This window comes from Treponema parvum (genome assembly GCF_017893965.1).
Lineage (GTDB): Bacteria > Spirochaetota > Spirochaetia > Treponematales > Treponemataceae > Treponema_D > Treponema_D parvum.
In genome coordinates this window covers 2,539,522-2,554,486 of record NZ_CP054142.1, presented here as the reverse complement: position 1 = coordinate 2,554,486, position 14,965 = coordinate 2,539,522, and the positions used below count along the sequence as shown (strand labels likewise).

Sequence of the window (14,965 nt, the reverse complement as noted above, 5' to 3'; positions counted from 1 at the left end):
AAAAACCTGCTAGTTTAAAATGAATGAGAGCCTGTCTTTTAAACGTCCGGAACTTTGCAAAAACTGTTCTCTCAAAACCGCGTCGAGCGGAATTTTTGTGCGGAAATCTTTGAGCTGGGCGACGGCGGAATAAACGTAAGAGCAGTCCGGCAAGTCAAGCAATTCGTAGACGGGCGACAAAAGTTTGCGATCGCTTGAAGCATGAAAGCCTGCGAGGAGCGAATAAACTTCTGCGGAAGTTAAAAGTTTTTGGGCTGCCTCTTTGGGAATATTGTTTAATTCTGCAAGCTCAAGTTTTGCGAGCCTGGAATATTCGGTTGAATAGCCCGTATTGATCGCCTTTTCGAGCACAGGAGAAAAGTTTTTAAGGTTTTCCGTTCCCTGCGCTTTTATTGCGCAATATATGTTCCAATAATACGACGGAAATGCGGAAAAATATTTTTCAAGTTTCAAATATTCCGTAACGGCGTCTACAGTGCAATTCCCTTCAAGAATTTGCTTTTTTTGCGCAATAAATTTATAGAGGAAAAAATCCGATTCAACTTGAGGAAGGTCAACGTCGGTTTTATATAAAAACTCTATGCACCGGACGGCTTTTAAGGTCTCATCCTCTTTTTTTGTTCCCTTAACGGAAGCGACAAGTTTTTCCATATTGGAAAGAAATGCGTCGATTGAAATGTCATTCCTGCCGATTGAATTTGCAAAGCAGGAAACGTATTCAAAATCCCAGAATGCGAACAAAACGGATTTAAAATAGTCGCCTGTGTTTTCGTAAACGATCGAAGCAAATTGTCCTAGTCCCTCAAAATATCCGAACCGGTCAATATAAAGATCAAGCTTTCGGCGGCAATCGTCAAAACGGCCGGAATCCGCAAGCAAAAACATGTAGGTGCGTAAATCATCCTGTGTGATATCCTGCGGAACGGCCTTAAAAGAGCTCTCCATCAGTTTCAAAGCTTCTTCGTCTTTTTTTTGTCCTAAAAGAATGCGCGCCTTTAAATAGCCGAACTTTTTGCCGCGGCGTTTATCCTTTAAGGCTTTATCTGCGTAAGAAAGAGCCGTTTCCAAATCTCCTTCGTAGAAGCTTTGAAGAGAGAGCCGGCCGAAAGCGTCCGCGGCTGCGGCGTCCGACTGTGCCGTTGCCTTTTGCGCTTCGACAGTTGAAGCGGTTTTTTGAGCGGAATTTTCGGCGCAGCCGAAAAGCAAAACGGATACGAAGATGATAAAAAGACATTTGTTTTTCATGCTTTTAAATAGTTGGTGTGATCGTTAAAAAGGCGCAATTTATTCAAGAAAAAAATTTTTGAGAAAATTCTAAAAAAAATTGCAGAATTTTTCCAATCGCTCCAATTAATAGATCGGAGGAAAGTATGAAAAATTTTTTAAATAGATTCATCGCAAGCTTTTTTATCTTGATATACAGCGGGGCGTTCGGTTTTGCTGAAGAACTGAACCGAAGTCTTGAACGCGGAAAAATTCGGCTTGAACACTACCTTGACCGCGCAAGCCTTGAGCGGAGCAAAGAAAAATGGGAAGAATCTGCCCGGAAAGGGATAGAAGAAGCGCTCAGTCTGTGGGAAAATGAAAACCTTCAGATAAAAGAAAGCGATACTAAAGCTTATGAAGAAGGAAGACAAGGCGCACAAAAATATTTTAACAGCGTAGCGGGCTTATCTTACGTAAAATGGCTTTGCAAAAAACTTGAAGAAGAACAGAAAGCCGGAACGGACGGCCGATTAAAAGCGCTTATAACGGCTGCGGCAAAAGAGCGGATAGAAGAAAACCGTGATCCTGAAAGCGCCGCTCGGGAAGAAGAAGCGTGGCGGGCAAAGTGCGCGCGAATTATTGAAGAATACGGCGCCGAATGGGAAGCGAATAGCGGACTTATGTATACGGAGCTTGCGCTTCAAAACAATCGGTTCGGCTTGAGCGAAGGGGAAATCTTAGAGAAAGTTAAAAACGAAAAAAGTCAAATAAAAAATCGAATTGCAGTTGAAAGCAGCCTGATAGCGCAAAAAGAAGGGCGAGAGTTACTTTTAGAGCTTATGTATGACCGAAAGTCGGCAAAGAATGCTGCGGCTAAGGAAGCGGCGGGAGCCGTAGTTAGAGAGCTTTCCGATGAGGTTACAAAAAAGACGGAAGAAGACATGAACCGCCTTTTTCAGTCTCTTGAAACGCAGCTGTCGGAGCAGGAAGCGGACGCCGTAGGGCGCAGTCAGGACGAATGGCTTGAAAAGTTTAAGGCGGCTTTTAACAAGGGACTTTCGCTGTGGGAAAACGCGGAAACGAGGTTTCTTGAAGAGCGCAGCGAATGGGAGAAGAATGCGCAGGGAGTATATGCCAAAAGCGAAGAAAGCTGGCTTACGGCTTACCGGAGTTTAAAAGAAAAGAGAAAAGAGTGGGAAAAAAATATTGAAGAGAAGATAAAGAGCGCGGAAGAAAAGCTTAGTAAAGAAAGCCGCGATTATTTTGCGGAAATTCAAAAAACGCTCGATGAATATAAGGCGGTCCTAAGCGAAACGTCCGAAAAAAACGGATACCTTGCAGAGATGGAAGCTGAATTTTACAACAAGACGCGAGATTTGACGGTAGTTGCAAAGGAAGGAATAGAAGCGTGGGGCGGACTTTGGAGCAACAGATATCGGGGGCTTTACAGTTACTGGAAGACGGCCGTGCCGCAAGAGCTTGAAGAAATATTAGCGGAAAACAGGAATTCGAATTTAAAAAACTATGACGTCAGAAATTTAAGTCAGGAAAAAATCGATAAAATCAAGTCGGAACTTGACGACTGGAAACAAAAGATAGTCAACAGATCAATTGCGATATATAATAACACAGTGAATTTCGTGATAAACGACTGGAACAGACAGATAAGTATTTTAAATAATTACATGATTCGTTATGTCAAAGACAATCAATATGATGATGAAGGTCGTCTTTTTACTGAATCTACGAGATTTAGATTTGCTTATGATACATCCGACGATGTAATAAATCAAAAAATATACGAATTGAAAAATTTGATTTACAAAGATTGTGAGTCTTATGATGACGATACTTCTCACTATTACTTTGATAAACGATATTACGATAAGTGCTGCGCCGAAATCGATAATGCTTTAGCGACATTTCGAAGTCGAAGAAGTCAATTAACGGATCTTAACCGCTACAGCGCAATTTCGTCAAAATTAAACGAACTTCTATCACAGGAAAAATATTCGGAAATAGAAGCGTACATGGATGAAGTTTGCGATAAGACAATATTAAGCCGGGAAGCGCATACTGCAAAGAGCGACTACACAAGCTGTTCGGAACTTATTTCATGGCTTAAAGAGTGCCTTGCCGCGAAGAAACAGGGAGAAGAAGCGCAGAAAGCGCTTTACCGTCTTACGGGCGTTGCGGAAATCGGAGGAGAGAACTTTTACAACGAGCTTGATACGGAAGTCGTTAAGGCAAAGGCGATTTTACAGGCAAGGCGCGAAGAAAAAGAGATTGCAGACGCAGTCAACGAGTACGCCGAGACTACGGATTGGAGCCGGGAAAGCGCAGAGCAGACGGAAGCAAAGCTTATAAGTGCAAAAAATGCGTATAACACAGCTTATGACGAATACGAAAAAGCCGCTAAAACGCTTGAAGGCTTTGAGAGAAACGCTGCCACGGCGGAAAGTGAAATGGCTTCGGCAATGGCCGTCTTAAAAGAAAAGGAAAAAGCGGTAAAAGAAGCAAAGGAAGCGTACGATGCGGCAATGGCTGTTACGCTTGGGGTAAGCAGGGAAGTTGTATCGCTTGAGCTCTTGTCGCTTGTAAAGGCGTTTAAGGAAAAACAGGCAAAAACAGCCGCCGCAGAAAAAAAGTATTTTCAGAACCTGAACAAGGCTGCCATGGAAACGGAGGCGGCCGTTTTCATAAAAGAGCGGAACAAATACGTAACTCCTCTTGAAGAAAAGATACAAGACTGCGACAAACTTTTACAGCTGGAGTTGACCGACGGGAAGGCCTTTGAAAAGACTTCTTCGATTACGAATGACGAGCGGATTCTTAGCTTTGCAAGCGAACTTGATTCGCTTTACAGGCTTAATGTGAACAATGAAAAGACATTTGAAATTGTACAGACAAAAAAATGCCTTGAAGAGTATATCGAATATTTAAAAAAGATAGCGGAGTTTAAAAAAGAAATCGTTAAAAACGGCATTACGGGCGAAAATACACAGAACAACCCGAACGGTCAGCAGAACCAGAGCGAAAACGAACTGAAAAATTATCTTAAAGTATTGGGCGAAGCGCTTGAAGAAAGCAATTCGGACAGTACGGCTTTGACTCTCATAAAAGACGCGCTTGAAAAAACGGATGAAGAATTTGAGAGGGAGATGGAAAGCTGGAAAGAAGGAAATCCGGCTGATATGCATAGCGATTTAAAAAAAGCTTTACAGAAAATGGCATACGAGGCGGATGAAAAAACACAGTCCGTCCGTAAAATAATTCTTAACAGAAACAAGTTCATCGCAGAGCTTAAAAATGCATTTGAAAGAGATAAAGAAGCTTACGCACAGGAAGCGCTCGTTTATAACAGCGATGAACAAAAAGCAAATAACGAAAAGACAAAAAAGAAAGTTGAAAAGCTGATTTTTGAAAATGAAAAGAGCCGCATAAAATCGTCTGCCGCTTCTTACAATCAGGTCGTGGACTTTGTTTTCAGCCTTAAAAAAGAAGGACTTACATTTTCAAGCGGCATGGGAATAAAACTTGACAATTATATCGATTCATATATAGAAGCGGAAAGCGCGCGCTACGTTTTACTCTGTGGCGACAGTTTCGATCAAAACGCATTAAAAGAGCGGCTTTCACAGCTCTATCGGCTTTATGAAAAATACGGACCTGAAAAAAATCTTTCGGACCAGGAAGTTGTGGAGTATGTAAAGCTTAATCTTGAAATGAATATGGTTCAGCATATTTTAAACCGGTACGACGCTCTAAAACACAGATGGTACGAGCATCTTATAAAGGCGGGCTTTGCTTCAGACGAGTTCTTAAGCGGAAGCGACAGGGCTCAGATGAAGGAAATACTTGAATCGGTTCAAAATCTGATTCTTGAAAATTATGAAGAGAGCATGGATGTTCAAAAAGAGCTTTTGTTTGCAGAAGAAATTGAAACTCTTAACATCGACGCCGATAAAAATTATGCGGAGGTAAAATCGGCTCTGGACGAAACCTTAGAAGGCCTTAAGTCGTACGCTGTGCAGTACGAGCAGTTTTCAACAGGGGACGGCGTGAAAACGGTTAGCGCAAAGCAAAAAGATCTGAATGCGGCGCAGGCGGAAGCGGCCGAGGCTGAAAAAGAATATTTAAAGGCAGCGCAAAAAGTGCGCGAAGAATGTGAAAAATATAATCGGAAGGCGGCGGAAATAGGAGATTTGTACAAGGCGTTGGATGAAAAGAGGCTTCAAAAACGCATAGCGCAAGGGGTATACGACTGGGCGCAGAGCGTTTACCTTGAAAATATAGGAAACGCGGAAGACAACGATTATGAAACTCCGAAGGAAAGAGCCGCCGCCGCGGATTATGCATATAAAAAGGCGGAAATTTCACTTAAAGTCTTGGAAGAAGTTCTTCAAGGAAAAACAAATGAAGATAATCCTTCTGAAATTGAAAAAGAATTTAAGTCATATGTCGAAGCGGACAAAAAATATTACAGAAGCCTCGTATTAAATTATGAAGCGAACGTAACTCTTAATTCAAAAAGACAAGAGCTAAAAGCTTGTGAAATCGAAGCCCAGACAAGAAGACTTGCAGTTGTTCGCGGAACATTCTTTAAAGAAAATTCTGAAAACCGTCTTGTTTACGTAACTAAAAATGATGACGGAAGTTATAATGTCAGACTTCGCCGCGGAGAAGACGGCAATGCGGAAGTTCAAAGAAAATACCTTACAAAAAAAGCCGTAACGGTATTTAACCGCGAAATTAACAACGAGGAATATACCAAGGCAGAAGATGATTTATACAAGTGGTATAGTTCGATGGTATCTAACAGAGAGGTCTTTGAAAACGTAGCCATTGCCGCCATGTGCGTAATGGCACAAAACGGCTGGTTAAGCCCCAACCCGTTCAACGAAGAAGGAGAATACATTACGGGAATCGGCGATCCGCATGGAATCGACGCTGAAGGAATCTACAGGGGATCCCGTACGGAAATTCTTTGGAACACATACAACTCTGTGATGTCATGGGGAGGAGAAAGCGACATTGCAAAATGTATTTTATTTGCAACAAATTCCGACAGTGTGTTTAAGGGCAAGATATTTGATTATCAGAAGACGGTGTTAAAAGAGCGCGCTTTGGATCGGCTTGAAGACAAGATGGAAGATATTAAAGATGATAATACCTTCTTAAAGAAGATTTTGGGGGGTAGAATCCGAAACGCAAAAGGAAAAGCTGCGGCGGCTGCAGAAGACAAAGCTCACGATTTAAAGATAGGACAGAGGTATTTAAAGAACGAGTATTTTTCACAGATGTTTGGCGTTATGGGAAAATCGTGGAACGCCTACAGCGCAAAGAGCGCAAGAACGGATGAACTTAACGTGATGATGTACGGAACCGCCTCCGTTCCAAGTGAAAAAGTTTCTAAAGAAGTCTTAATTGAAAAGATAAAATCCATGACGCAAAATTCCAAGACGGGAATCCAGAGCGAGATAAATGAACTTGCAAAAGAGCTTACCGAAGAGGTCTATACGGATGCGCTTAAAGCGCTTGAAGCCTTGAACGCAAGCCTTCTTGCAAAAAAGAGAGAAGCATATTCTTCTCTTCAGAAAAAATACATAACGGCAAAAACCTCTCAGGCGAAAAAAGAGGCGGAGTATCAGGCAAAAGTAAGCGAAGAATGCAAGATCGATGAAGATACTTCAAAAAAACTTAAAGCGCTCGCTCAAAGAGCATCCGACAAGAGCTTAAGCATTGAGCAAAGAAAAGCCGCTTCCGACGAATACGACGCTCTTTATTCAAAAACGGCGGAAAGCGCTAAAAAGATTGAAAAAGGTTTGTTAAAAAAGGCCAAAGAAATCTTTGGAAATAAGACGGTAAACACGGAAAGTTTATACAAAAAGCTGCTAGGCCACTACTCAGATTATATAAATCCTGAAAAACGAGAAAACTTTTTTGTAAACGAAAACCGTGTTACTGAAAATTATTACGCAAGCGCAGTCACAAGCTTTATACGGATGGTAAAGGAAGCGGAAACGGCCAAAAATGAAAGCCTTTCAAACGTGTATGCCGCAGAACTTGAAGCCAGCTACCACAAGTTTATGGCTGAAAAAAGCGGCACGGTAAAACTCATGAAAGAAATCGCTAAGGCAGCTTCAAACGAGTGGAACAAGGCCGAAGAAAAGCTGAGGGTCAAATACAACAGCTGGAAAAAAGACTTCTTAAAAGAGTATAAAGAAAAGAGCTCTAAATGGTATGACGGTTATGAAAAATTCCTGGCGTCAAAACAGGCATGGATAGATAAAAGCTACATGAACGCAGCGGCCGGCGCAAACGAGAAAACCCTTAACCAGGCGGGCGTAAGCGTAGAAGAAACGATTGAAAAAGCTATGGAAAGCGCCAAATCCATGCGCGCTATGGAAGAAATAAAGATTGACGCCGAAGCTACAATAAGCGAAATATTAGGACTTACCGGCCTTGAAAAGCTTACAAGCGCCATGAAAAGCCTTGAAGAGCGTCTTAACGAAAAAGGCATGGGCTTATACAAAAAAAAGATGCTTTCAGGCGACACAAGCGTAAACCTTTCAAAAATTCAGCTTGCCGTAAACGGCATGGAAAAGAAGCTGGAAGCTTCTTCGGCAAAGCTGGCCGCTTATCAAGCTCAGCGCACGATTGATGAAACAATCAAAGGCTACATGGAACGCATAGATTCCACAAACCAAGGCATGATCGATTGGGAAAAAGAGCTGGCGCTCGGAGCCGGCTATCAGTGGAGTCCCAACGGCATCCGCAGAAGCGTCGTAGACGGCGCTACCGTGTGGAAAGTAACTTATACCGATCAGAGCATGCGCATGTATCAGAATTATACGACTTCTTCTCCTACAATCGAGCTTAATATCGAAGGCCTTTTGAACTTAGGTTCGGCGCAGGTTATGGCAGTAGTCGCACAGGCACAGCTTGAACTTTCCAAATGGGGAGAAAAGATATTCGGAGTACAAAAAGAATATGTGCCGGATTCAGACGACGAGAGAGGACAAAAAAGGCTTTCCGAAGCAAAAGAGAAAATAAAGAGTTTTAAAGGGAAAAATTTCGAAGATCTTTCCGAAGCGGAAAGGCAATATTACAACGAAGCCTTAGCAAGCCTTTATACAGTCGAAGGCGGAGAAATATACGAGCACATAGGGGAAGCCTCCGACGGCAAAAACGATACAAAGATCGCTAAGGCTTCGATCCGCAGCGAATACGGTTCAGGCCAGATAGGTTTAATTTTACTTGACTTTAACGAAAACCAGAGAGAAGAAGCCAAAGGCTGGGCAGAAGTTGCATTACCCCTGTGGGAACAAAAGCTCTGGGACGGCGATAACGCGCCTAATATAAGGATAGTCGCAGAACTTGCGACAGATGTTGCAGGGTGTATTGTAAGCACTGCAGCCCCTGGAATTGGTGCTGTTGCAGCAGCCGGAATGCAGGTGCAAACGGCGTTAATATTTGCGAGTCTTGATTATGGCCTCGGTTACAAGAGTGCACCGGAAATAGGTAACGAACTCGGAAAGAAAATAGCTATGACTACAATAGAGACAGCTATTTCACTGGGTGCCTCAGGGTATACCAAAACGGCGAACAGACTGGCAAGAATTGCATTGGACACAGGTGTCAGTGCAGCAAATACTACGGCAAGAACAGCTGTGGTAAATACGGACTTTTCAAATTTAAGTTTTGACAATTCAAGTTTCAAAAGTAGCATGGGGAGCTGGAGTACGTGGCAGGGGACGGCAGCTGCAGGGATTGGAAGTGCTGTCGGAAACGGAATAGAACAGGTAGCATTAGGCTCAAGGAGTTATCAGAGCGGAACATTGCTGTTTTCCAAAGGAGCAGGACTTACAGGTAGTCAGATAGAAAATTTAATGAGTATGTCTGAGTTTATGGGAAATGTTGCAAAAAGCTATGGAGAATATAAGTTAACAGGAAGAACGACTATAAATGTGCTTGATATCGCAGATTTGGGATTAAACATCGATGGACAGAAGGTACATGCAGGACTTCTTGAATACACGATTGGAGGAGAAAATTCCGGTTTACGCTTAGGATCAGGTGGAACAAACTTCAGTTATGGAAAATTGGCCGGTGCATTTAAAGGAATAAATACAGCTGCAGAAATCGTAAACAAGTATTTAAAGACAGATAAAAAGGTAGCGCTATCTGAAAACAAAGCGAATAATATTTATGAAGCTGAGAAAAAGGGAGAAGAAACCTCTGAAAAAGAACTGACGGGCAAGGAAGAGACTGAAGAATCTTCAATTGAAGAGATGGAGAAAGAGGGGTTGAACCCTGAGCCTGTAAAAGATGAGAATGCAGAAAAGAAAACTGAAGGGCAAAAAGCGGTGGAAGAGATAACAGGAACTATTGAACAGCAAAAAGAAGATTCCGAAGAGCAAAAAGAAGTAGAAAAAAAAGTTCAAGAAGCGAAAAAAGAAAATACAGAAGAACGGAAAGAATCAGAAGCAAATGAACCAAAGAACACGATGGATATGCTAAAAGAATTCTTTGAACAAAATGAAATGATTAGAGATCTTTTAGAAAAAACAGAAAAACTATTTGTTAAATCCAATATGTTAGATAAATCTGTAAGCGATCAAAATGAATTATTACAGAAAAAAGAGAAAAATGTTATTTCCAAAGAACATCCAAGTAATCAAAAAGATTTTGATGATAGATTTAACTTTAAAGGTGAAAGAAATTCTGAAAGTTGTCAGACGAATGTTTTGATAAATGCATTTGCACAAATAACAGATATTTCTGATGAAGTTTTGGAAAGAGCTGTAACAGAATGGAAAAAAAATGATTGGATAACAAAAGAAGGAGTCCCCCGTGATTTAAATAAAATGAGTATGCGTCTTGCAAAGTTATTGAATCTTGATAAGCATTATGGGAATCCAGGTAAATACGATGTAAATGGAAATTGGAAAAGAGAAGAATATGAAATAAATAATATCATGCCTAAAGAATTCGATGGGACTATAAAGTCTGATACACTGAATAAAGATTTTAGTATTGGCGTACTACAATTATATAATAAGAAATTTAATTCTACTCATTATGTGTTTTGGTCAAAAAAAAGTGGGATAATTGATTCATTGGATCCAAAACGGGTAGAAGCACAAGGTTATAAGGTTGTTAACTTTAAGCCCTTGAAACTTTATAATAATTGGCAGGAGTAGATAAATGAATAAAAGTTCTTTTGTAATTTATTTTATTATTTTCTTATGCACGTCATTAGGTGCAAAAGATTTGATTTATGTGAAAGGCAGCAAATTTACTCGTGAAGTGTTTATAGATGATGATATTCATTTTTCACAAGAAATTGAAATTAGTGATTTTCAGATAGATGCAACGGAACTTACAGTAAAGGAATATAAGGAATATTTAGATACTATCGGAGAATTACTCCCCAAAGAAATAACATACGATATTAAAGATTTTTCTATTTATGCAATGAGTGAAATAAGTTTTTATGATGCAATTGAATATTGTAACTGGCTAAGTGAAAGAGAAGGTCTTGAAAAATGCTATAAGCTTGTAGAAAGAAAAGAAAAGCCGAATATCGACTGGAAAGTGGTTCAAAATGGCATAGATTATAAAAAATATAAAGAGGTAATATGGAATCGAAAAGCAAACGGATACAGGTTACCAACTGAAGCGGAATGGGAATATGCAGCATCAGCTGGAGGGACGGATAAAGAAATACTTTCAAAGGATATAAATATTTTATCAAAATATGGAGTTATTTTTGATCATCCTAACAGATTTAAGTTAAGAGAGATAAAGAAATATATAGCAAATAAGTTAGGTTTATATGATTTAATAGATAATGTTTCAGAATGGTGTTTTGATTATTATGATGAAAAGTATTATGAAAATAAAGAGAAGCTAAAGGACCCGATAGGTCCTAAAATTGGAAGTTCGGTTGAGACTGATTATAATTATTTCCCGATGTATCGAAGAGTAGAAAAATCAGGAAAATTTCTTTTATATGAATTAGATTATTACACACCTATAAAACGTACGCGGGGATTTAATCCTTTACGTACTGATGATTGTGGTTTACGTTTAGCCAGAAATGCAGATAATGAAAAGCTATGATAAATATTCCAGCATAGTTTATAAACAATTTTGTTTAGCCCGTCATGAGCATTCTGCAAAATCTGCATTGACAAACTTTACAACGGCAGGGTTCACTTCTATTGCAAAAGGTACTAAAACGGCAACACAGGTTGCCTTGGCTGCAACAAGCTCTACAATCACTACAGTCGGGAACAAGGCGATTGACAACTACACGTTAGGCGGAAGTTTTGACAAATCATCCTTTATGATAAGCCTTGGAAGTATACAAACATGGGGAGGGGTAGCATCATCTGCTTTAACCACAGGAATAAATTTGAAGACTGCGGAGAAATTAAAGAGACTTGGTGAAAAAGGCGCCGCCATCAGTAAGTTCTACGGGGGAGCGATAAATCTTGGAACAAGCTTTGCAGGAAAGGGAGCGGAGTTCGGAACGTACGCAATCGACGCTTTAGCTAACGGAAAAGGATTATATTCGGCTTATGACAACATGGGCGGAATCAGCATGAACGTAGCGAGCCTCGGAGCAATGATGGACTTTGCAGGAACGATGATGAGCCGTAATAACAAAAGCGGTCAGAGCGCGATGAGCGTCCTTGCCGAAGCATTCAGCGGACAAGGAATATATGAAATCAATATAGGGACAAACGGAATAACAGGCAAGTTCGGTAACGGAGGAATAGACGTGGGAGGCAACGTCTACGATTTGGCAAAGCGCATGAGCGACAAGAGTAACCTTGCAAAATATGCAAGTAGCAACGGACAAGCCAAAGGAGAAGCGGCTTATTACGCTTACGTATACGGAGACTGGACGCAGGAGAATACCGCTGCAAGGATAGCAAACGGGAAAGATACTCTGATATTTGACAATACGAATGACTTTATTGCCCGGACGGAACGGGACGCCAAAGGCGGCAGAACCATTACGATGAAGAATAGCGGCGATAAGTATGTTAATGCAATACAGCTGGGACATGAGAGCTATAGAAACGGGACAATCGGAACAACAGCTGAACAGAACGCAGAAACAATAGCGGCGGTTATAGGACATACGGAAATGGCTGTAAGGATGGAAGACTACCAAAGCTATAAAGCACAAGGATTGCTTGGATCTGAGGTGGAAGCATATAGAAGAGGCGACATGACCTCGCTATTTATGAACGCTATGGCTAATTATGATTCAAGCGGGGATTATTGGAAGTTCAAATTAGATGGAACGATAGAAGACGACGGTAAAGATTATTTTTCTAGAGAAATAATAAAAGAGAATGGAGAATTCGGTTCAGAAAAAATAGAAGGTTCCGATTTTACGGGTTCAAGAGTTGCTGCTTTAATAAAGGCAATCGGCTTTGAAAACGCAGAAAAAATGCTTGGAAAAGATTGGAACAACTCTGATTTATATTCTACAGCAGTGCTAAAAGAGATTGGCCTCACAGATGATCAGATAACAAAAGTACAGCATTCAGGAAAGTTTAATATTTCTCTTACAGATGAGCAAAAATCAAAGCTTTTAGGCGAAGCTTTGATAACCTCAAACGGCGGTTCATGGAATGATAAAACCGGAACATGGAATACCGGAAGTTTGAAAATCCCAGGGCTCGAACACAACGACAGTCTTGGAGTATTTAGAGAGAACAAGACTGGAAAGTATACATTCTTTACGGCGGGGCTTGATTTTACAAGAGAAGATGATGCGTTCAGCGTGTATGAAGGTGGAAAGAAGGCGACAGATATAACATATGAGCAAAGAGATAATACGGATGTAAGATTTTGGATGAAGGATGTATTTACAGGTGAATATATAGCAAATGAAACTTTTAATAATGCGTTTACCAGTGTTGATAATACCAATAATCCTAGCCAAACTCTGGTTTCCGAGTATTTTAAGATGTATTTAGTTAATTCTAATCCATGGAGAAAAGCAAATTATGGTGTCAATAAAGTAGGTGTATTCAATGGCGCTGTAACTATGCAGGGACTTACTCTTGATATGACAGGGAAAGACAGATCCGGGGCAAAATCAACTTTATATCATCCTATGAGTCAATATGCCGGCTCTGAAAACTGTTTTGGTCCTATGAGCGATAATAATGTAACAGGTTGGAATAAATCTTCGGTAACAGGTTCTGGTGCATATTATTTTAATCAACAACTTGCGTTATATGAAAATTTCCATATTTATAATGGGTATCAGTTCAACATACACTTAAAAGGAAGATTAAAACCATGAAAAAATTGCTTTTAATTAGTGTATTTATTTTGATGAAAGTAATGGTTTTTTCACAGAAAATTAATATAGATATAACATATTTTACAAATATTTATAATAAAGAACTAATTTTATATTATTTAAGTGAAAATAAATTTGCAGTTATTACAACTGGAGATAGAGAAGATTTTGTAAAAAGAGGCTTAGTTCTTCAATATTCATATGATGTGAAAAAAGAACTTCATGGACATTTTGTTAGAAATTCTTTAGCAAAGGGAAGTGCATATGGTATAGATGAAATTGAGTATTACATAGAGGGAAAAGGAATAATAATTCCTATCACTGTTTCATCGAAATATATATTGCTTATGCCAAATCAAATGCTTCGTGATATTAAAGATAATAAAAGTTTTGATTATAAAAAATGGCAAGAATACAAAAAGCAATCAGAAAAACTCTATATAGAAACATATAGGGAATCTGCTCGAGTTACAAATTATGATTCCGGTATAACTTCAATCAAAGCGTCATCTTTTTTATCGGAAAATACTAGGAACGGTTTTGTAGAGTATTTGGCGGATAATATTCTTGAAAAAATTTATTATATGGATATAGATGACTACGATAAAACCCTCTACGATTCTCTTACACCCCCATGGGTAGAAGGGGTTAAAGGCTATGGCATAGGGGAATACCTGGATATGGAATTCAAGTGGAAGTCGGATGAAATGCAGATACTAAACGGTTTTGTAGACTTTACACGAATGGATTTGTATGAAAAGAACAGTAGAGTAAAAACGGTACTGATAGAAAGTGAAAATCCGAAATTTGCACAAGAGTACGAGCTTGATGATATTGTAAGATATACTGTCGTAAAATTACCGGCAAAGACAGACAAAATAAGAATGACAATAAAAGATGTGTATAAGGGCAGTAAATATGACGATACTTGTATATCTTCAATACTCGTAACAAATCCAAATTTGCCAAGTTATGAAGAGATGGAGGAAAAAATATTAAAAGCGATAGAAAAAAGTGGAATAAAACTACAATAAATACAAATTAGGGGGTAGTCATACAAATCCAATTTCTGCCCCATAAGAAAGTATTTGGAAAAAGAATAAATCAAAAGTGCGACAACAAAATGTCGGTTTGAATAAAACAGAAAAGAGAATAATTGAGCTTTTAATAGAAAATCCGGGTTACATATCAGTTGAACTTGCAAAACAGATAGGTGTAACAAAAAGAACAATCGAAAGATCATTTAAAACATTACAAGAAAAGAAAATGATAGAGCGAATCGGTTCAAAGCGTGATGGTAATTGGATTGTGATTAGGTAATATAAAATGGAATAATGTGATAAATCGTTCAAAAACAGCCGGAAAAATGTGATTTTTCACTCAAAATTCAATAGAAAAATGTGATAAATAATGCTACTCTAG

The 14,965-nt window shown here is 39.5% G+C and carries 6 protein-coding genes; 5 read left to right on the top strand and 1 reads right to left on the bottom strand.

The features are described 5' to 3' along the window. Positions 1-9 precede the first annotated feature (9 nt). Positions 10-1,245 (bottom strand): tetratricopeptide repeat protein, encoded by a 1,236-nt coding sequence (locus HRQ91_RS11235; protein WP_210119616.1) that lies wholly within the window; start codon positions 1,243-1,245, stop codon positions 10-12. Between the two features lie 125 nt (positions 1,246-1,370). On the opposite strand from HRQ91_RS11235, the gene HRQ91_RS11230 reads away from it, so the two are divergent. From HRQ91_RS11230 to HRQ91_RS11210, 5 genes are all read left to right on the top strand, one after another. Beyond that, positions 1,371-10,412: a transcription initiation factor TFIID subunit 7 family protein gene (locus HRQ91_RS11230; RefSeq protein ID WP_210119615.1), complete on the top strand. Its 9,042-nt coding sequence runs from the start codon at positions 1,371-1,373 to the stop codon at positions 10,410-10,412. Between the two features lie 4 nt (positions 10,413-10,416). Then, a complete protein-coding gene (locus HRQ91_RS11225; RefSeq protein WP_210119614.1) occupies positions 10,417-11,334 on the top strand; it encodes a formylglycine-generating enzyme family protein in 918 nt (305 codons plus the stop codon). Beyond that, on the top strand, positions 11,321-13,543 hold the full coding sequence (locus tag HRQ91_RS11220) for a hypothetical protein (RefSeq protein ID WP_210119613.1): 2,223 nt from the start codon (positions 11,321-11,323) through the stop codon (positions 13,541-13,543). Before HRQ91_RS11225 ends, HRQ91_RS11220 begins: the two co-directional genes overlap by 14 nt. After that, a complete protein-coding gene (locus HRQ91_RS11215) occupies positions 13,540-14,577 on the top strand; it encodes an NADase-type glycan-binding domain-containing protein (protein ID WP_210119612.1) in 1,038 nt (345 codons plus the stop codon). Before HRQ91_RS11220 ends, HRQ91_RS11215 begins: the two co-directional genes overlap by 4 nt. Before the next feature lie 97 nt (positions 14,578-14,674). Further along, the gene (locus HRQ91_RS11210) at positions 14,675-14,863 is read left to right on the top strand and encodes a winged helix-turn-helix transcriptional regulator (protein WP_210119611.1); all 189 of its coding nucleotides are present in this window, start codon (positions 14,675-14,677) and stop codon (positions 14,861-14,863) included. Positions 14,864-14,965 lie beyond the last annotated feature (102 nt).